The organism is Eisenbergiella porci, from assembly GCF_009696275.1.
In the GTDB taxonomy this organism is placed as follows: domain Bacteria; phylum Bacillota; class Clostridia; order Lachnospirales; family Lachnospiraceae; genus Eisenbergiella; species Eisenbergiella porci.
The window spans coordinates 89,800-108,462 of record NZ_VUMI01000016.1; the positions used below are offsets into that span (position 1 = coordinate 89,800).

18 protein-coding genes are annotated in these 18,663 nt (G+C 50.1%); 4 read left to right on the top strand and 14 right to left on the bottom strand.

The window, feature by feature from the left end; translation table 11 throughout:
• Positions 1–10: 10 nt before the first annotated feature.
• The 5 genes from FYJ45_RS11760 to FYJ45_RS11780 all read right to left on the bottom strand — a co-directional run bounded on the left by FYJ45_RS11760 (position 11) and on the right by FYJ45_RS11780 (position 5,727).
• Positions 11–1,453 (bottom strand): hemolysin family protein, encoded by a 1,443-nt coding sequence (locus tag FYJ45_RS11760; protein WP_154464733.1) that lies wholly within the window; start codon positions 1,451–1,453, stop codon positions 11–13.
• A gap of 72 nt (positions 1,454–1,525) precedes the next feature.
• Positions 1,526–1,867, bottom strand: a complete 342-nt coding sequence (locus FYJ45_RS11765; protein ID WP_154464734.1) for a type II toxin-antitoxin system PemK/MazF family toxin — start codon at positions 1,865–1,867, stop codon at positions 1,526–1,528.
• Positions 1,868–2,021: 154 nt separating this feature from the next.
• Positions 2,022–3,200, bottom strand: a complete 1,179-nt coding sequence (gene alr, locus FYJ45_RS11770; protein WP_154464735.1) for an alanine racemase — start codon at positions 3,198–3,200, stop codon at positions 2,022–2,024.
• A gap of 147 nt (positions 3,201–3,347) precedes the next feature.
• Complete coding sequence (locus tag FYJ45_RS11775) at positions 3,348–4,922, bottom strand: NAD(P)H-hydrate dehydratase (protein ID WP_154464736.1); 1,575 nt, start codon at positions 4,920–4,922, stop codon at positions 3,348–3,350.
• A gap of 136 nt (positions 4,923–5,058) precedes the next feature.
• Positions 5,059–5,727 (bottom strand): redox-sensing transcriptional repressor Rex, encoded by a 669-nt coding sequence (locus FYJ45_RS11780; protein WP_025490110.1) that lies wholly within the window; start codon positions 5,725–5,727, stop codon positions 5,059–5,061.
• A 372-nt stretch (positions 5,728–6,099) separates the two neighbouring features.
• Here FYJ45_RS11780 and FYJ45_RS11785 point away from each other — a divergent pair, with 372 nt between their 5' ends.
• A complete protein-coding gene (locus FYJ45_RS11785) occupies positions 6,100–8,040 on the top strand; it encodes an ABC-F family ATP-binding cassette domain-containing protein (RefSeq protein WP_154464737.1) in 1,941 nt (646 codons plus the stop codon).
• Here the strand turns inward: FYJ45_RS11785 and FYJ45_RS11790 are convergent.
• The 8 genes from FYJ45_RS11790 to FYJ45_RS11825 all read right to left on the bottom strand — a co-directional run bounded on the left by FYJ45_RS11790 (position 8,037) and on the right by FYJ45_RS11825 (position 15,622).
• Positions 8,037–9,188, bottom strand: a complete 1,152-nt coding sequence (locus FYJ45_RS11790; protein ID WP_154464738.1) for a glycosyl hydrolase family 18 protein — start codon at positions 9,186–9,188, stop codon at positions 8,037–8,039. The genes FYJ45_RS11785 and FYJ45_RS11790 overlap by 4 nt on opposite strands.
• A gap of 431 nt (positions 9,189–9,619) precedes the next feature.
• Positions 9,620–10,042 (bottom strand): SAM-dependent methyltransferase, encoded by a 423-nt coding sequence (locus FYJ45_RS11795; protein ID WP_154464739.1) that lies wholly within the window; start codon positions 10,040–10,042, stop codon positions 9,620–9,622.
• Positions 10,032–10,190, bottom strand: coding sequence for a hypothetical protein (locus FYJ45_RS11800; protein ID WP_154464740.1), 159 nt, complete (start codon positions 10,188–10,190; stop codon positions 10,032–10,034). The genes FYJ45_RS11795 and FYJ45_RS11800 overlap by 11 nt, the downstream gene beginning before the upstream one ends.
• 208 nt (positions 10,191–10,398) lie before the next feature.
• Positions 10,399–10,809 carry a GtrA family protein gene (locus FYJ45_RS11805; RefSeq protein WP_154464741.1) on the bottom strand — a complete coding sequence of 137 codons (411 nt, stop codon included), beginning with the start codon at positions 10,807–10,809 and terminating at the stop codon, positions 10,399–10,401.
• Positions 10,810–10,963: 154 nt separating this feature from the next.
• Entirely contained in the window at positions 10,964–12,166 is a 1,203-nt protein-coding gene (locus tag FYJ45_RS11810; protein ID WP_154464742.1) for an NADP-dependent isocitrate dehydrogenase, read from the bottom strand.
• Between the two features lie 3 nt (positions 12,167–12,169).
• Entirely contained in the window at positions 12,170–12,895 is a 726-nt protein-coding gene (locus FYJ45_RS11815; protein WP_154464743.1) for a GntR family transcriptional regulator, read from the bottom strand.
• A 2-nt stretch (positions 12,896–12,897) separates the two neighbouring features.
• Positions 12,898–14,343 carry a beta/alpha barrel domain-containing protein gene (locus FYJ45_RS11820; RefSeq protein ID WP_021636744.1) on the bottom strand — a complete coding sequence of 482 codons (1,446 nt, stop codon included), beginning with the start codon at positions 14,341–14,343 and terminating at the stop codon, positions 12,898–12,900.
• Between the two features lie 295 nt (positions 14,344–14,638).
• Entirely contained in the window at positions 14,639–15,622 is a 984-nt protein-coding gene (locus tag FYJ45_RS11825; RefSeq protein WP_154464744.1) for a S8 family peptidase, read from the bottom strand.
• A gap of 265 nt (positions 15,623–15,887) precedes the next feature.
• Here FYJ45_RS11825 and FYJ45_RS11830 point away from each other — a divergent pair, with 265 nt between their 5' ends.
• The 3 genes from FYJ45_RS11830 to FYJ45_RS11840 all read left to right on the top strand — a co-directional run bounded on the left by FYJ45_RS11830 (position 15,888) and on the right by FYJ45_RS11840 (position 17,239).
• Positions 15,888–16,208, top strand: a complete 321-nt coding sequence (locus FYJ45_RS11830) for a hypothetical protein (protein ID WP_154464745.1) — start codon at positions 15,888–15,890, stop codon at positions 16,206–16,208.
• Positions 16,209–16,328: 120 nt separating this feature from the next.
• Positions 16,329–16,931 (top strand): hypothetical protein, encoded by a 603-nt coding sequence (locus FYJ45_RS11835; protein WP_154464746.1) that lies wholly within the window; start codon positions 16,329–16,331, stop codon positions 16,929–16,931.
• 2 nt (positions 16,932–16,933) lie between these two features.
• On the top strand, positions 16,934–17,239 hold the full coding sequence (locus tag FYJ45_RS11840) for a hypothetical protein (protein ID WP_154464747.1): 306 nt from the start codon (positions 16,934–16,936) through the stop codon (positions 17,237–17,239).
• A gap of 50 nt (positions 17,240–17,289) precedes the next feature.
• Here the strand turns inward: FYJ45_RS11840 and FYJ45_RS11845 are convergent, their stop codons facing one another.
• Positions 17,290–18,456 (bottom strand): FprA family A-type flavoprotein, encoded by a 1,167-nt coding sequence (locus tag FYJ45_RS11845; protein ID WP_154464748.1) that lies wholly within the window; start codon positions 18,454–18,456, stop codon positions 17,290–17,292.
• Between the last annotated feature and the right edge of the window lie 207 nt (positions 18,457–18,663).

Below are 18,663 nucleotides of genomic sequence, written 5' to 3' on the forward strand. Positions count from 1 at the left end.
TTTTTATCCATCACTTGTTTCCGCTTTCTCCCGCCTTATCCTGGCCGGAGGAACGCCTGTCTTCTTCTGTTTTTCCGGAAAGGGGCTGCTCTTCACAGGCGGCGCCGCTTTCTTCGGGGAGCTTTTTCACAAGGACCGTCTTTATCATTTTGTTTTCCACGGAAAGCACCTTGAAATCATATCCGTCGATCCGGATATCAAACTGCTCGTCCGGCTCGGGGATATGCTCCAGCTTTGCAATCAGGAATCCGTTCAATGTCTCAAACTCGCTTTCATCAAAGGAAATGTCAAACAGCTCCTCCAGCTCCTCCAGAGGAGTCTTCCCTTCTATGATGTATTCGTCCTTGCTCTTTTCCCTGATATAGGATTCATCCACATCATATTCATCCAGAATATTGCCTACTATTTCTTCCAGTATATCTTCCATGGCTATCATGCCCGCGGTCTGCCCGTATTCGTCCAGGACAATAACCATCTGGCATTTGGTAGACTGCATTGTCTTGAACAGGGAATCCACCTTCCTCGTCTCAGGTATGAACCTGGCATCCCTGAGCAGCCCGGGAATATCCCGGACCTTCATTCCCGGATCGGTCGCAGACTGTCTGCGCAGTGCATCCTTCATATGGAGAATGCCGATGATATGATCAATATTTTCTTCATACACCGGGTATCTGCTGTTGCGTCCGTTCAGCATGAACTGGATCGCATCGCCGAAGGTCATCTCACAGTCAATGGCCACGATATTCGTGCGGTTGGTCATGATATCCTCGGCACGCTTGTCCCCGAATTCAAAAATATTGGTTATCATCTCCGCTTCGCTGGCCTGGATTACGCCCTGCTCATGGCCTTCATTTACCATGGAAATGATCTCTTCCTCCGTCACATCAATGCTGTCTTCATCCGGATGCATGCCGAACAGCTTCAGTATCCCGTACGCCGTTACGGAAAAAAGTCCTGTCAGAGGCGTAAAAATGGTCATAACGGCGGAAACGGGCTTAATCATTCTGTAAGCCCATTTCTCCGGTGACCGGGAAGCCAGCTTCTTCGGTATCAGCGTGCCGAAAACCAGCAGTATGTAAAGCAGAAGGATCACGGTAATCACCAGGGAGGCCGCTGTAATCAGCCCGCCCATAAAAGGAGACAGCCCCGCCTGCCTTTCCGCAAGCGCCCGGAGCATTTTCCTGATATGGGAGCTCCAGACACGCAGATACATGCCGCCCATGCACAGGTTCAGAAAGGTTACCACCAGCTGAACCGTATTAACGTACCGGGACGGCTTTCCCACAAGCCTGCTCAGCAAAAGAGACCTTTTATCATTCTCCTCTATCGCTTTTCTTTCCACCTCTTTTTCATTCAGTCCATGAATCGCAGCGCCGAAGCCGTAACAATATGCTTCCAGGAGCAAAAGCCCCAGAAATAAAAGTATACTGGCAGTAGGCCCACCATCGTCCATTCTATCAACTCCTTTTCAAACTCATCTTAATATATCATCTTGGTAAAAAAACGTCAAGAAACCTGGCTTAGCTTATGTATTTAATTCCAGGCTGATTTTCAGGGCCTGGTTTACACGGGCCATGGTGGATTCATTCAGATGACAGACTTTTGTCTTTAAACGCTGCTTGTCAATTGTCCGCAGCTGTTCCAGGAGAATGACGGAATCCTTTACAATATCATACTCCCCTGCGCGCAGCTCGATATGCGTGGGGAGCTTCGCTTTATTCATCCTGGAGGTAATTGCGGCGCAAATCACAGTAGGGCTGTGTTTGTTTCCCACATCGTTCTGTATGATCAATACCGGCCTGATTCCGCCCTGCTCCGATCCAATTACCGGTCTTAAATCCGCATAATAGATATCTCCGCGTCTCATGTCCTGATCTCCTTCTTCTCCGGAAAGCGTTACATCCTTACAGGCAGCCGCAGCGTCTTAAGTAATCCGGCTGTCTTGCAATATTATTGCCTGTTTTTCGGAAGGTATTCAGGTAGGGTGATTTTTGGAGCGTATTTGAAAACTGCTTTCCTCTCTAGCGGAAATCCCGGAAGGAGTCCTTGCTGTAAACGGTTTCCCCGTCCTTCACATAGACTCTGGGAACCCTCTTATTCAGACAGCAGGCCAGCTCATAATTAAAGCGGCCGGAAAGCTCTCCCAGCTCCTCCATGGTTATGGCATCGTCCCCGTCCGGTCCTATGAGGGTGACCACGTCGCCTTCCTTCGCTTCGGGTATCCCGGTGACATCCACCATAAACTGATCCATGCATATCCGTCCCAGAATCGGCGCGCGTTTTCCCGCGATCAGCACGCTGCCCTTGTTGGAAAGGCCTCTGGGATATCCATCCCCATATCCGGCCGGTATGGTGGCTACCCGGGTGGGAGCCTGCGTCACGAAGGTCCCGCCGTAGCTGACAGCCCTGCCGGCTTCCAGTTCTTTTATGTATACGATGCGGCTTCTTAAGGAGAGCACCGGCTTTAAAGGAACGATATCCTTTGCCACCTGCTCCGACGGCCACAGGCCGTAAAGGGTTATTCCTGCCCTGACCACATCCAGGTTTGCTTCCCCAAGCCCTACGATGCCGGCGCTGTTGGAACAGTGCTGCACGGGAATATGTATGCCCAGCTCCCTGCGGATCCGTCCGGTAAAATCAAGGAACTGTTCCAGCTGCTGCCTTGCCGGCGTCTTATCCGTTTCATCAGCCCTGGCAAAATGAGTGAAAATCCCTTCGATTTCTATCCCCGGAGTTTCCATGCATTTTCTGACAAAGGCAAGGCCGCTCTCATCCGGACGGATTCCGATACGGCTCATTCCCGTATCCACCTTGATATGTATTTTCACAGGGCGGCCGCAGGAAACGGCCGCTTTTCCCATTTCCTCCAGCATATCCTCACGGAACACGGCCGGACGGATTTCCTCTCTTGCCATTTTCTCATAGCAGTAGGGAAAGGTATAGCCCAGAATCAGCACCGGTTTGCGTATGCCGCTGCCCCGTAATATCAGGGCTTCTTCCACCGTTGCCACGGCAAAGCCGTACAGGTACGGCAAATCCTCTATTTCATGGGCAATGGGCACCGCCCCATGGCCATAGCCGTCTGTTTTCACCACGGCAATGATCTTCGTCTCCTCCCGGAGATTGACTTTCATGGCGGCCATATTGTGTTTTATCGCATCCAGATCCACCGTCGCCCATATTCTGTCATAATTCTTCATCTTATTTTTACCTCCCGCATATCGCAGGTTGCCTGCGATTCTGCATCAATCAGTAGTTTGAAAGGAATTTTAAGCTTCTCCCGCACCCGGCATCGCAGGTTTTTCTTACAGTACTTTATTTACGGTGTTTTCTTTACGGCGTTTTCTTTATTGCAATTTCTTTAAAAGCTCCGGAAACAGGGCTTCCAGTTCCAGGGTCAAATCGCCGGCAGTGACGCCGTATTCGCTTTTTTTATGCGCGGCCCGGTCTCCTGCCATACCGTGCAGATACACTCCCGCACAGGCGGCATCAAAAGCATGCATTCCCTGGGCGGAAAGTCCGGCCAGAATGCCGGTGAGCACGTCGCCGCTGCCCGCCGTGGCCATACCGCTGTTGCCGGTAAGATTCATATACAGCCTTCCCTCCGGGCTTCCCACCAGCGTGCGTGCGCCCTTACAGATAAATGCGGCCTGCAGCCTGGCTGCCCATTCCAGGGTCAGCGCAGCCGCTTCTTTTTGGATTTCATCCGTTTTCTTTCCCGCAAGCCTGCCGAATTCTCCCGGATGTGGCGTAAGGATCAGCTCACGCCTTGTTTCCGGCTCCTGCTGCCTTTGTATCAGCTCATCCAGAAGCTCTCTGTGTTCTGACAGCAGATTCAGCGCGTCCGCGTCTATTATCAGTGGCTGCATCGTCTGCTTTAGCACCGCCTCCAGTATCCGCAGTGCTTCCGGGCTTTTTCCAAACCCCGGGCCGACAGCGATTACATTCGCCCAGGCACAGGCCTCTCTCAGCTTTTCTTCCGCCTGCGGCGTCCATTTCTCATAGGTGGTGAGCATGGCTTCCGGCAGCGCTGTCTGCATAATAACACGGTTGCTTTCCGGCGTCACCGCCCGCACCATGCCCGCGCCGCTTTTTAACACGGCCGCCGCAGACAGCTCGCAGGCGCCCGCCATTCCCCGGCTTCCCGCGATTAGGAGCACCTTACCGAAGGTGCCCTTATTTCCCTCCTGGAGCCTTACCGGCAGGAATCCTCTGTCTTCTTTGTTCCAGGTAAAAATCCGGGGATACTCTCCCAGAAAGCCTTCCTGTGTAATTCCGATATCGGCGCAGAGCACCTTTCCCGCATACCGGGCGCCCGGATATAAAACAAGTCCCAGCTTGCGGAATCCAAAGGTTACCGTTACATCCGCCTGTACGGCGCAGCCCATCACCTCCCCGGTATCCCCATGGATGCCGGAAGGGATATCTACGGAAAGGACATAGGCGTCCTGTGCGTTGATATATTCCACCGCCTCCGCGAAGCTGCCTTCCACAGGCCTTGTCAGTCCAATGCCAAAAATCGAGTCTATGATAATATCATATTCCCGTTCCGGGAGTTTGCGCATGACCCGGTATCCATAGTTTTCAAGAATTTTAAGCTGGGCCGCCGTTTCCGCGGAACACTTTTCTTCTTTGCCCAGCAGTACAAAATCCACCGGAAAGCCCGCCTGGCTCAGCAGCCTGCCTATGGCCAGCCCGTCGCCGCCGTTATTGCCGGTGCCTGCGGCAACCAGCGTTCTGTTGGCAGGAGGCACAGGCCCAAAGGGGCGCATCGCTTCCTTCAGCTTCTTATCCCGTGCGATCAGTTCTTCCGCACAGGCCAGCGCCGCCCTTTCCATCAGCACCATGGAAGGCATGCCGAAATGTTCTATTGTATTTCCATCACAGCGTTTCATTTCCGCCGAGGTAACCAGATATTCCATTTTTATCTCCCCGCAAACCGCAGCTTCCGAATTCCCAAATCATGCAAAAATGCGTCCTGAGCCTGCTGCCCTGACGCATTTACCAGACTGCCGCATTCCCGTCCGGGAACACGGCACCCTTTATACAAGCCTGTCTTTACGCCTCACCGGAAGCGTTCTTTTCTTTCTCTTCCAACTCATTTTCATATTGATTTATCATATAGGACAGCTTGATGAGGCTGTCCGACAGGTGTACGTTTTCCACCTGTACGCTGTCAGGCACATCCAAATCCACATGGGCGAAATTCCATATGGCCTTGATTCCCATTCCCACCAGCTTTTCAGCTGCGGCGGCCGCGCCTTCCTTCGGTATGGTAAGCACCGCGATATCAATATTGTTTTCTCTGACAAATTCCTGCATTTCTTCCATGGGGCGGACCTTCATCCCGCGGATCATTTTTCCGTGCAGCTTTTCATTGATATCAAATACGCCTGTAAAAATGAAGCCGCGGCGCTCAAAATTCATATAATTAGCCAGCGCCTGGCCAAGATTGCCCGCACCAATGATTATCAGATGATGCTTTTTATCCAATCCGAGTATCTTGCCGATCTCGGTATACAGATACTCCACGTTATAGCCATACCCCTGTTGTCCGAAGCCTCCGAAATTATTGAAATCCTGCCGGATCTGGGATGCGGTAACATGCATCAGCCTGCTCAGCTCCTGAGAGGAAATGCGTTCCACGCCACTGTCCTTCAGTTCACCAAGGTACCGGAAATATCTGGGAAGACGCGCGATTACTGCCTGTGAAATTTCTTTATCCAATTTGTTACGCCTCCATTCTTTTTTCCAAGCCCATTGTAACTGCTTTGCATCCGCAGTTACAGGCAAAAATCCATCCCGGCCTGCTTTTGGCGACGGATTTCCGCTTCCAGGCGCCGCATTTTGTATGGTCTGTGCAGCAAGTGCGCAGACCTGTCCTGCGGCTGAACCCATTACTTAATTATTATAGACATATGTTAAAAAAATGTCAATGAATTAAATAGGTTTGAATTGACAGCCCGTCCCTTCAACGGTAAACTTGTGGGGGTGGGCCTGAGAACGGCGCAGGACGTCAGGCGGGGTACGCTAAGTAGGGCGGAAGAGAAAAGGGATTTAAGGGCAAAAAAAAGAAAATGATTATAGAGGTGAGTTGGGATGGTTTTATCTTGTCAGAATGTGAATAAGGCTTTTCATGAGAAGCAGGTGTTCAGGAATTGTTCTTTTCATATAGAGGATTATGAGAAGGCGGCTGTGGTGGGGATTAACGGGGCCGGGAAGACTACTTTGCTGCGGATTATTGTGGGGGAGCTGGAGGCTGACAGCGGGCAGGTGGTCTTCGGGAAGGATAAGAGCTTCGGGTATCTTCCGCAGAATGCTGAGGTGGACAGTGAGCATACGATCTATGATGAGCTTCTTGAGGTGAAGCGGGATGTAATCGCGCTGGAGGAGCGGATCCGACAGTGTGAGCTGGAAATGAAGCATGTGGAAGGGGAGGCGCTGGCTGCTTTGATGGAGCAGTATGCGCTTTATACGCATCAGTTTGAGCTGGCGGACGGGTACAGCTACCGGAGCGAGATCGTGGGGGTTTTGAAGGGGCTCGGGTTTACGGAGGAGGAGTTTTCGAAGAAGGCCTGTACGTTGTCGGGCGGGCAAAAAACAAGGGTGGCTCTGGGTAAGCTTCTGCTTGACAGGCCGGATTTGATCATTCTGGATGAGCCTACGAACCATCTGGACATGTCTTCCATCGCCTGGCTGGAAAACTATCTTCTGAATTATAAGGGTGCGGTTTTGATCGTGTCCCATGACCGGTATTTCCTGGATAAGATCGCGACGAAAATTATTGAGCTTGACGGTACGGAGGCTTCCGTTTTTTCAGGGAATTATTCGGATTATGCGGTGAAAAAGGAGCAGGTCCGGGCAGCGCGGTGGAATGCTTACATGAATCAGCAGCAGGAAATCAGGCATCAGGAGGCGGTAATCGAGAAGCTGCGTTCCTTTAACCGTGAAAAATCCATCCGGAGGGCGGAAAGCCGGGAAAAGATGCTTCAGAAGATTGAGGTGTTGGACAAGCCGGTGGAAACGCGGGCGGATATGCGTATGGAGCTGCATCCCAGGATCATGAGCGGGAACGATGTGCTGGATGTTGAAAATCTGGCAAAGGCGTTCGGGCCGGAACGGCTGTTTGAGGGGCTGTCTTTTTCCATAAAGCGCGGGGAGCATGTGGCGGTTATCGGTGACAACGGGACGGGGAAAACCACGATTTTAAAAATCATCAACGGGCTTGTGGAACAGGATGCCGGAAATATCCGGCTGGGGACAAAGGTACATATCGGATATTATGATCAGGAGCATCATGTGCTGCATCCTGACAAAACGTTGTTTGAGGAAATCTCGGATGAGTATCCTGCGCTCACAAATACGGAAATCAGGAATGTTCTTGCAGCGTTTCTTTTTACCGGGGACGATGTGTTCAAGCAGATTAAGATGCTTTCCGGAGGGGAACGGGGACGTGTGTCTCTGGCCAAGCTGATGCTGTCTGAAGCAAATTTCCTGATTCTGGATGAGCCTACGAACCATCTGGATATCATGAGTAAGGAAATCCTGGAGGACGCCATCAACAGCTACAGCGGCACGGTGCTTTATGTGTCCCATGACCGTTATTTTATCAACCGCACGGCTTCCCGGATTCTGGAGCTCTGCAACGGCGGGTTTACCGGGTATCTTGGGAATTATGATTACTATCTGGAGAAGAAGGCGGAAAATACAGTGCTTTCTTCAGGGACCGGCGGAGCCTTCCCTCCTGCTGCCGGCGGGATAAAATCCGAAGCCTCCTCTGCCGCTTCTTCCAGTCTGAAACAGGACTGGCAGTCGCAGAAGGAAGCGCAGGCCGCTTTGCGGAAGAAGGAAAACGCCCTGAAAAGGTGTGAGGAGCAAATCGAACGTCTGGAAACCCGCAGCCAGGAAATCGATGCGGAAATGCTGCGGCCCGAGGTATGCACGGATGTTGCCAGGCTGCAGGCGCTGGCCAAGGAAAAGGAGCAGGTTGAGGAAGAGCTTCTGCTTAAAATGGAGGAATGGGAAAGCCTGTCGGATTAACCGGCAGGCCTTTTTTGTATGGAAAAGGTATCTGCGAGAAGAAGCCAGTTGGATCGGAAAAGCTGCATGATCTGCCAGTAGCCCATGCCTCTCAGGCCATAGCTTTTTACCAGGCGGAATTTTTCGCGCAGGCTGCGGACATCCTCAAACCAGACCTCGTGTTCCGCCCCGTCCCTTGTATAGCGGAACCATGGGGACATGGCAGTGCTGTCAAAAAGGATTTCAGCGTTGTTTTCAATGGCTATCTGGACGGCTTCTATGTTGCCGATGGTATCTGCTTTGCTCTCGCCTCTTATGTAGGGGAGGGTCCAGTCGTAGCCATAATTGGGTATGCCCAGATCGATTTTTTCGGGAGGGATTTTTGTTATGGCGTATTCCACCACCTCGATCACTTTGTTGAGGGGCGCGACGGCCATCGGCGGACCGTAGGTATACCCCCATTCGTAGGTCATGAGGAGTACGCTGTCCGCCGCTCTTCCCAGTCCCTCGTAGTCCTTTCCTTCATAGAGAAGGCCTGTCTGGGTATCGGATATTTTGGGCGCGAGCGCGACGGAAAGGGTGTAGCCTTCCGCATTGGCCGCCGCCCTCGTTTCCGCCACAAAGGCGGTGAAAGCGTCCCGGTCTTCAGGAAGGATGTATTCAAAATCGATATCCACTCCCTGATAGCCTTTCTGTTCCATGGTAAACAGCAGCTGTGCAATCAGAGTATCCCTGACCGGCTGGTTATTGACCAGGACAGAAATCAGGTAATTATTAAACATGCCGTCCGCCCCGAAGGGCGTCAGGGTCAGGATGGGAGCCACGTCCTCCAGAAGCGCCGCCTGAATCATGAAGCTTTCATCAATCGCCGGGGGAATAAGGTTCCCTTCCGTAGTAAACCCATAAGAAAAAATGGATAAGGAGGACAAGTATGGCAGGGTCTGGTTGAGCACATAGTTGCTGATAAACGGATAGGCATAGCCGTTGACATATGCATCGTACCGGCCGGCACCCTCCTCTCCCGTTATCCGCAAAAGCAGCGCCATGCCCACTGCCAGGCGATAGGGATAGGGAATCTGATTATCGTAAATGATATCCTCAACGGAAACACCGTATTCTCCGGCAATGGTATCGACAGTATCCCCCTGTTTTACAACATAAATCTGCATATTCGTATCCTGTAGCCTTTTTTTGTATCATATGCGCCGGAAAGGGCTTTGATTTCTATGTTTCAGTTAAATCGGCTGCTTTCCACAGATAAAATACGCCTGGAGCCTGTCATACTGAACAGGAATTACATGGATAAATGCAATATTTCAAAAAGCACACCAATGTTATTGCTGGCAGGTTTATTTGTAAATAATAGAACTGGACACTGTAGAGTCAATCCTGAATCTGGTTTCTAACGGCGGTGGTGTTTCTTTGTTACCTAAAAATGTTCTGTGCGGCAGGCAGGATATCAGGACTTTTGTAATTGAAGAAATACAACCCACATCAATTCATATGTGGGTTGCAAAGGGTAATCATTCCTCTGAATACACTGCGCTGAAAAATATTCTGGAAGAACAGTTAATATTATCCGTTGGGCGGTTAATGGGTATCAGAAATTAAATTCATCTTCCCATGCAAAATAAGCGGATTGCTCTAAACTTTTCGGCCAGTGACTGCACCACTCCGGCACACCCGGCGTTTCTACACGGTCAAGGCTCGGCGTATAAGGTTTAATATCCAAAACGGGCGTATTGTCGTTAGCGTCAATATACGCAATCTGGATAAGCCCCTTTTGATAATCAATGTGTATTACTTCTACTGCGGTTAGGGCAATCGGATTAGGGCGGATAGGCGACCTTGTGGCGAAAATGCCCATTGTATCAGGGGCATTTTTATACGGTTTCGGTGCGTCAAGCGTGTTCCTTGCGTCATTGTTATCAAAGTCGCTAAACCACCAAATGACGTTGATGTGGCTAAAGCCCTCCAACGCTTTCATAGCAGGGATGTACTTTGGCGCGATTTCAATTTTCATTTTCTTTCAGCATATCCAATAGAATAAGATTATCGAAGACGCTTGACTTTCCTTTTTCCACAATGCAATTTGATACAACAGATAAGCCCTCCACAATATAATCTGCCTGCATATCTATCACGATTACGGCTGTTTTAAGCTGTTTCATATGATAACCTCCCACATTCCGCGCTGATTTAATTATACATGAATGAGGATATCACATCAAGGCATTCCCGTTTTCCCGCAGAAAAACTAACAATCACTACACGTCACACAAAACGGAGAAACGGCATAGCCTGAAGCTACGCCGTTTCCCGAAAACAACTTATACTGTTTTATTGAGCCGTTCCGTGTGCTGTCCTTCTTTTCCGTTACTATTTTTTCTCCGGTTTTTTCTCGATGAAAATCTTTCTGGTAATGAAATTATAAACCATAACCACAGCCGTCGCCACTATTTTAACAAGCATGTAGGAGCGTTCCATGTACTGATCCAGCCAGGAAGTGCCTCCCCACATTATCAGCTGGTTGATGCCTAAGCCAATGATGCTGAGAATGAGGAAAACAACAAACTGCTTTACCTTATTCGCATCCTTGTCCGCATCAAATACCATGGTAATGCTCAGAATATAATTTACAATTACCGATACTGAAAAGGAGATTCCGCTGGAAATTACCGACGGTATGCCGCAAAGCTCCGTGAGAGCCACCATGATGCCGTAGTCGATAAAAAAGCAGAGAAATCCTACTACGCCGAACTTTAATATCTGTTGTATCAATTTTTTCATTTTTCCTGTGCTCCTTACTTTCATTAGTATCAGCCCGTAATACTGTAACACTATTTCCGTAAGGAATCAAGCTTCTGTTTTCACAAACTGCCTGAACATTATTTTCAAAAACCGCCTGCCGATCGTTTCCAGGAAGCGCTCCGGCGCAGGACCGCTATGCCTCCAGTTGTTTTCTGATAGCTCCGATAAAGTCCCTGCTGTTCAGCGCAGTCACTTCCTTCAGGGAGGTAATCAGGGCCAGATCTTTTGTCATAACGCCGCTTTCAATGGTGGAAAGGGTTGCCTTTTCCAGCCTGTCCGCGAAATCGCAGAGAGCGGAAATTCCATCCAGCTCGCCTCGTTTTCTCAGTGCGCCGGTCCATGCGAAGATGGTGGCCACCGGGTTGGTGGAGGTCTCTTCTCCCTTCAGATATTTGTAATAATGTCTCTGCACGGTTCCATGGGCGGCTTCATATTCGTAAATGCCGTCCGGGGATACCAGAACGGAGGTCATCATAGCCAGGGAGCCGAAGGCGGAGGAAATCATATCGCTCATCACGTCGCCGTCATAGTTCTTGCAGGCCCAGATGAAGCCGCCCTTTGCTTTCATGATACGGGCTACGATATCATCGATCAGGCTGTAGAAATATTCCAACCCAAGCGCTTCGAATTTTTCTTTAAATTCCGCTTCATATACCTCCTGGAAAATATCCTTGAAGGTATGGTCGTACTTTTTGGAAATGGTATCCTTGCTTCCAAACCACAGATCCTGCTTTGTACTTACCGCATACTGGAAGCAGGCGCGAGCAAAGCTGGTGATGGAAGCCTTTGTGTTATGTATGCCCTGGATGATGCCGGCATCCTTGAAATCATGTATGGTTTCCCTGGATTCCTTCCCGTCCTTATCGGTGAAAACAAGCTCGGCCTTACCGACGCCTTCGATTTTCATTTCCACGTTTTTATATACATCGCCGTAGGCATGGCGGGCGATGGTGATGGGCTTTTCCCAGTTCCTGACGCAGGGTTCAATTCCTTTTACAACGATGGGCGCCCTGAATACGGTGCCGTCCAGAATGGAGCGGATGGTGCCGTTGGGGCTTTTCCACATTTCCTTCAGCTTATATTCATCCATACGGGCCGCATTGGGAGTGATGGTTGCGCACTTTACGGCAACGCCGTATTTCTTTGTGGCTTCGGCGGAATCTACGGTAACCTGATCGTTGGTTTCATTCCGGTGTTCCAGTCCCAGATCGTAATATTCTGTTTTCAGATCCACAAAAGGAAGAATCAGCTCCTCCTTGATCATCTGCCACAGAATTCTGGTCATTTCATCGCCGTCCATCTCCACCAGGGGAGTCTTCATTTCGATTTTATTCATATTTTAATTCTCCTGTTCCGCCTGCTTGCCGTCCGCAGACTCGGTTTCTTCATAAGCCTCATATAACCCGCTTTTTACCATGTTCCGGTAGGCCTTGCGGATATGGGCATTGGCCAGCTGTTCCGCCAGATCGGCATCCCTCTGTCTGATCGCCTCCATAATCTGGCGGTGCTCCGCATTGGACTGTACGCCCCGGGCATCGTCCGAGAGCGTCTTTCTCCTGACACGCAATACATATTCATGGAATTCCCGCAGCACATGCTCCAGCATTTTGCTGTTGGAAGCCGCATAAAGAATGTCGTGGAACTGGTTATCCAGCTCCGCCAGCTGCTGGGCATGGCCCTTTCCGGCATGGAATTCGGAAAGATAGATATTTTCCTCCATCTCCTCCATCTGCTCCCGGCTGATGTTCTCCGTGGCCCATCTGGCGCACAGTCCTTCCAGCAGGGAACGGATGGCGTAAATGTCCTTCACATCCTTCACCGTAATGCCGGTAACATAGGCCCCCTTATTGGGTACGATCTGCAGAAGTCCCTCCAGCTCCAGCTGTCTGAAGGCTTCTCTGACCGGCGTGCGGCTGACGCCCATCTCCTCACCGACGGCTGCCTCCCGCAGCTCTTCATTTTCCTTGTATTTTCCATTCAGGATGTCATCCCGGAGCTTGTGAAAGACACGTCCCCGCAGGGAATATTTATCCGTGACCTCACTCTTTACATCTCTATCGCTCATACTTACCTGTCCAGCTTTCCTGCCGCCTTACTCTGGCCGCCTTTCAGGCTGATGCCAAGTTTTTCGCAGGCGTCATCAATTACTTTTATGAGTTCCGCATCCGTCAGAACGGTAACACGTCCGCCGGCATATTCCTCATCCACCCATTTCTTTACTTCATGTACCAGCTCGGAGGTTTTGCTCACCTGCTCATCTTCCTTCAGACGGAAATAGGTATTGATCCAGTGAGCAATGCCCGCAAGTCCGGATGTGTTGGATACCGCACAGATGACAGGCCTGTTCAAAAACTTCTCCGTATCAAATATATTATAAATCTCTTCATTTTTCAAGAGGCCGTCCGCATGAATCCCTGCCCTGGTCACGTTAAAATTCTTTCCCACAAAAGGTGTCCTCTCCGGAATATGATAGCCGATTTCCTTCTCGTAATACTCCGCAAGCTCTGTAATTACCGTGGTATCCATACCGTTCAGGTCGCCCTTAAGCTGCGCATATTCGAAAACCATGGCCTCCAGAGGCGTGTTTCCGGTACGCTCCCCGATACCGAACAAAGAGGCGTTTACCCCGGAGCAGCCATACAGCCATGCGGTGGTGGAATTGGCGACCGCCTTGTAAAAATCATTGTGACCATGCCATTCAATCAGGGAGTGGGGCACGCCTGCATGGGTATGGATCGCATAAATGATTCCGGGCACGCTCCTGGGGATTACGGCGCCAGGATAATTCACGCCGTAGCCCATAGTATCGCAGGCACGGATTTTGATCGGGATCTTATATTCTTCCATCAGCTTCATCAGCTCCACGCAGAAGGGAACCACATATCCGTAAATATCGGCTCTGGTAATGTCCTCCAGATGGCATCTGGGGCTGATACCTTCCTCAAGGCACTCCCTGATGACGCTCAGATAATGGTCCATGGCCTGTCTTCTTGTCATTTTCAGCTTCATGAAGATATGGTAATCTGAGCAGCTTACCAGAATTCCCGTTTCCTTCATGCCGATTTCCTTGACCAGCCTGAAATCCTCCTTGCTGGCCCGGATCCAGCTGGTTACTTCAGGAAACTGGTATCCTCTCTCCATACATTTATATACTGCATCCCTGTCCTTCTTGCTGTAAAGGAAGAATTCACAGGCGCGGACCATGCCGTTGGGCCCTCCCAGCCTGTGCAGGTAATCATAAATCGTCACAATCTGTTCTGTGGTATAAGGCGCGCGGGACTGCTGTCCGTCACGGAAGGTGGTATCCGTTATCCAGATATCCTTCGGCATGTTATGGGGCACAATCCTGTCGTTAAAGGGAATCTTCGGAATTTCCGAATACGGAAACATATTTCTGAAAACATTAGGTTTCTTGACATCGTCCAGTATGTACATATGCTCTTCGATTTCGAGAAGGTTATTTTTCTCATTCATTGTTACCGGGCGGTTGGAAAAAGTTTCATTCATATTCATGTGTTTCTCCTTTTCTCAGGCCTGTCAGGCGCGCCGGCACACGGCCTGGCTTACTCTTATGTATCCCAACAGGGTCTGTCTTATACATTATCCCTTAATCCATGTATAATTGTATACAATTATACATATCATGTCAATATTTTTCTTGGGATTTGAAAAAAATATTATGGCTTCAGCCGTCCGGCAGAAAAAAACAGACCCGCCCGCCTCCTGCTGCCGGACAGCGTCCCGCATTGGGAGGCAAAATGATCTGCCTGATAAAACATGGTTATATTCCATTAACTTTATATCTCATCTACCGGAGGGCTCTCTCCACATCCAGCATCCCCCAGCCCTGTTTGCTCCACGCCTCTCCCAGATCCGCGGCGGACCAGAGAATCCGGCGTTTTATCTGTTCGTTGGAGTATTCCGGATATTTCTGGAGACACAGCGCGGCAGCTCCGGCCACCAGGGGCGTGGACATGGAAGTACCGTTTTTTATGATATAGGCGTCCCTGCAGCCCCGCACCGTCTGACGGAACCCGGCGCTGCAGGACATGATATCCGTTCCCGGCGCCACGATATCCGGTTTTTTCAGTTCCGTTCCCGCAGGGCCTCTGCCTGAATATGCCTCACAGGAGTTTTTTCTTCCATGACATGCAATTCCATCATGGCAGCCTACCGTAACTACCTTCCTGCTTGCCCCCAGCGGGGAAATACTGCCCGCCGCCGGTCCCCGGTTGCCTGCTGCCACAACAACAAAAATACCGGCATCCCATACCCTCTCCAGGCGGGCTACCAGGTACTGCATCATTCTCACATGTTCCTTCTCATCCATGGAATGTCTTGCTTCCATGGAACGTTTAGCTTCCATGGAACGTTTAGCTTCCATGGAACGCTTCGCTTCCATGCTTACAGAAATATTTAATATCTTTATTTGATAAAGCTCCTGGTTATCCAGGATCCATTCAATTCCGGCCGCCATATTCGAAATGGTACCGTCGCCCTTTTCATCAAGGACCTTTCCCGACAAAATCCGGCATCCGGGTGCGACACCGGCATATAATCCGCCGGAGCAGGCGCCGCTGCCGCACAGGCATCCCGCCACATGGGTTCCGTGTCCGCAATCGTCATAGGGCATGCGGCTGGTGCCCACAAAATCCCGGAAGCCGATTACCCGATCCGCAAAATCAGGGTGCATGGCGATTCCCGTATCCAGAATTGCCACCGTGACCCCGGCCCCGGTGTATGGGGATACGTCCTCTCTTTCCGCATGTATCAGTTTTCTAACCCGGTCCATCGCTCATTATTCTTTCTCTGTAACCGTTTCGTTGCCACAGTTACCTTCCTTTTTCTATTAAAATATGTCTGATTTCCCTTCCGGTGAATGACTGTTTCCAAAGGTAAGAAAACGCCCCAAGGCCCCTCCCGGGCGGACAGGTCCGCACAGCCCTGTCTTAAAGAAAAATAAAAAATTATTTTAAAGAATGGCAAAACCACAGGAAACACTGACATGCTGTACGGCATAGTATAAACCATAAAAACCAATTTGGAGGCAAACAAACATGAGTGATTTAACAGCAAGCGGCTGCGGATGCGGCGGCAATACCGGTTGTGGCGGCAGCAACACCGGCTGTGGATGTGGATGTGGAAGTAACTGCGGGAACAACAACTGTGGATGCGGCGTAATCGGCGGAAACAGCGGATGCGGAAGCTGGATTTGGATCCTGATCCTGCTTTGCTGCTGCGGCGGCAACGGATTCGGCTGCGGATGCGGCGATTCCTGCGGATGCGGATGCGGATGCGGCGGTAATAACTCTGGCTGTGGAAGCTGGATTTGGATTCTGATCCTGCTTTGCTGCTGTGGCGGAAACGGATTCTGCTAATGTAACCGCGCCTCTCCCCGGCGCATACATGAAAATAGGCTCTGGTTCAGAGCCTATTTTTATGTTCTTATGTTTCCGGCGCCGACATAGTATTTCTATGAAAGGAAGAAGGACCGGGATATGGAGAAACATGATAAAGATTTTTTACAGACATTTGATGCTCTGTATACGACCAACCAAATACAGATAATGAAAATCCTTCTGCCTTACTGTAATCCAGACAGCCGCAGAGGGCTGGCCGTCATGATCAAATTCATGGAATTCGATTATACTCTCCGTTTTGCCCGCACACATCCGGAAGCCTTCCGGGAGGAAGCCCTTCCTTTTTCCTTAATTGACATCTGTGATAAAATAAAAAATTACTGCTCACCCCAGGTCCGTTCCATGCTGGAGCAGTTCCAGTCCATACAGAATGCTATGCAGATGTATGAGGAAATGAAACAGTATATGGATCTTTTTCAGGGAATGGGTACGAATGATGCAGACGGCGCCGCTGGTGCCGCAGACGGAAAGGATTCTGCACCGGAGTCCGGACAGGACGGAAAAAAAGCCGGGAACAACCCGTTTTCCGCCGGAGGCATGAACCCCATGGATATGCTCATGGGAATGCTTTCACCGGACCAGCAGTCCATGTTCCAGATGTTTCAGTCGGATTTTAACACAGAGGCGGCTTCCACAGGCAATACTGATATACAGGACAGCCCGCCGGAAAGGGAGCAATAATTATGGCAGATTATATGGGTTCGGGTAATTCCGCAGATAAACCGGAATGGATGCGGGAACCTTCACTAAAGGATATTCCAGTTTATAAGCTGGATTTTCTTCAGAAAATGGTGTTTGAAAGCAAGACGCTATCCCAGAAGGAGCTGATGCCTTTTCTCATGGCTCTCGCCCAGAGAAGCCGTTCGGCAAACATCACCTTCACACAGGAGGAAATGACGGTAATTATCGAAGCGATAAAAAAATACAGCACCCCAGAGGAACTGATGAAAATGAATCAGATAATGAAGCTGATGCAGCGCCGTAAATAACACTGCCGATGCAGCGAATGCTGCATCGGCAGCATCCGCTGCGTACGGCCTCAGTCAAGAGCTGCAACCTTTTCGGACAGCTCCTGCAGAAATGCTTCCGAAGGAATGTACTGCACCTTTACCGGTTCCATGACAATCTGGAATTTACATGCTTCCAGTCCGTCATTGACAAGGCCGGCGCTCTGTCCGCCCCAGCCATAGGAACCGAAGGCAAATGCTTTTTTATTTTTAGGAGCAAGTCCTTTCATATAACAGAGGAAGGATGCCACCGTGGGAAGCATCTGGTTATTGATTGTAGGGGAGCCTACCGCAACATATTCCGCCTTCAGCACATCCGTCATAATATCGGAAATGTGATCAACCTTGAGGTCATACAGCTTTACCGGAACTCCCTTCATTGCAAAGCCCTCAAGAACGGCTCTCGCCATCTTCTCCGTGGAATGCCACATGGAATCAAATACCACCACTGCCTTATGATCCGGCGTATCATCGCTGAAATGCTTATAGGCATTCACAATGTCCCCGATATGACTTCTCCACATCACGCCGTGGCTTGGTGCGATCAGGCTGATATCCAGCCCCTCAATTACCGGAATGGTTTTCTTCATCTGCATGCCGTAGGGCATGAGTATGTTGGCGTAATATTTCTCCGCCTCCGCCATTACCTCGGCCATATCCACTTCATCATCATAACGCCTGCTGCTGGAATAATGCTGGCCGAAGGCATCGTTGGAGAACAGGATCTTTTCCTCCGGGCAGTAGGTAACCATATTATCGGGCCAGTGAAGCATGGGCGTAGGCACAAACTGCAGCGTATGCCTACCAAGGCTCAGGGTATCTCCCGCCTTTACCGGCATATATTCATAGCTGTCGCCGTAATGCAGCTTCAGGCCGTTGTATCCGCTGGGAGCGCTTGTGACAATCACTGCATGGGTCGCCTTTGCCATTACCGCCGGGATTGCCCCGGAATGATCCATCTCCACATGGTTGGATATCAGATAGTCAATCTTTTCCGGATCTACGATTTCCCTGATACGCTCAAGAAGCTCCTGGGCAAAGGGCTCTTTCACCGTGTCTATCAGGGCGATTTTCTCATCAATGATGAGATAGGCGTTATAGGTGGCGCCTCTGTCGGTCGTATAGCCATGAAAGCTGCGCACATTCCAGTCCACCACGCCTACCGCATAAATGCCGGGTCTTAATTCTGTCGTATTCATCACGTTTCCTCCTGCTTGTTTTTCCTGTATATCCCTCTTCCGCAGAGAGCTTTTTAGTCAGCAACATTATAACCCATTTTTTTCCTCCTAGTATAATAATGGTGTAGTCAAGAACGACTACTGGTTAACAGTTACAAAGTCCAATCTAATAAATCTATATAGATATAACGGAAGGAGGAGTTCCCCCTCCATCAGAAGTTATAGGAC

Bases quoted from the DNA above. Each gene is read 5' to 3' on its own strand.
- FYJ45_RS11760 (WP_154464733.1), bottom strand. From the start codon at position 1,453: ATGGACGATGGTGGGCCTACTGCCAGTATACTTTTATTTCTGGGGCTT.
- FYJ45_RS11765 (WP_154464734.1), bottom strand. From the start codon at position 1,867: ATGAGACGCGGAGATATCTATTATGCGGATTTAAGACCGGTAATTGGA.
- alr (WP_154464735.1), bottom strand. From the start codon at position 3,200: ATGAAGAATTATGACAGAATATGGGCGACGGTGGATCTGGATGCGATA.
- FYJ45_RS11775 (WP_154464736.1), bottom strand. From the start codon at position 4,922: ATGGAATATCTGGTTACCTCGGCGGAAATGAAACGCTGTGATGGAAAT.
- FYJ45_RS11785 (WP_154464737.1), top strand. From the start codon at position 6,100: ATGGTTTTATCTTGTCAGAATGTGAATAAGGCTTTTCATGAGAAGCAG.
- FYJ45_RS11790 (WP_154464738.1), bottom strand. From the start codon at position 9,188: ATGCAGATTTATGTTGTAAAACAGGGGGATACTGTCGATACCATTGCC.
- FYJ45_RS11795 (WP_154464739.1), bottom strand. From the start codon at position 10,042: ATGAAAATTGAAATCGCGCCAAAGTACATCCCTGCTATGAAAGCGTTG.
- FYJ45_RS11800 (WP_154464740.1), bottom strand. From the start codon at position 10,190: ATGAAACAGCTTAAAACAGCCGTAATCGTGATAGATATGCAGGCAGAT.
- FYJ45_RS11805 (WP_154464741.1), bottom strand. From the start codon at position 10,809: ATGAAAAAATTGATACAACAGATATTAAAGTTCGGCGTAGTAGGATTT.
- FYJ45_RS11810 (WP_154464742.1), bottom strand. From the start codon at position 12,166: ATGAATAAAATCGAAATGAAGACTCCCCTGGTGGAGATGGACGGCGAT.
- FYJ45_RS11815 (WP_154464743.1), bottom strand. From the start codon at position 12,895: ATGAGCGATAGAGATGTAAAGAGTGAGGTCACGGATAAATATTCCCTG.
- FYJ45_RS11820 (WP_021636744.1), bottom strand. From the start codon at position 14,343: ATGAATATGAATGAAACTTTTTCCAACCGCCCGGTAACAATGAATGAG.
- FYJ45_RS11825 (WP_154464744.1), bottom strand. From the start codon at position 15,622: ATGGACCGGGTTAGAAAACTGATACATGCGGAAAGAGAGGACGTATCC.
- FYJ45_RS11830 (WP_154464745.1), top strand. From the start codon at position 15,888: ATGAGTGATTTAACAGCAAGCGGCTGCGGATGCGGCGGCAATACCGGT.
- FYJ45_RS11835 (WP_154464746.1), top strand. From the start codon at position 16,329: ATGGAGAAACATGATAAAGATTTTTTACAGACATTTGATGCTCTGTAT.
- FYJ45_RS11840 (WP_154464747.1), top strand. From the start codon at position 16,934: ATGGCAGATTATATGGGTTCGGGTAATTCCGCAGATAAACCGGAATGG.
- FYJ45_RS11845 (WP_154464748.1), bottom strand. From the start codon at position 18,456: ATGAATACGACAGAATTAAGACCCGGCATTTATGCGGTAGGCGTGGTG.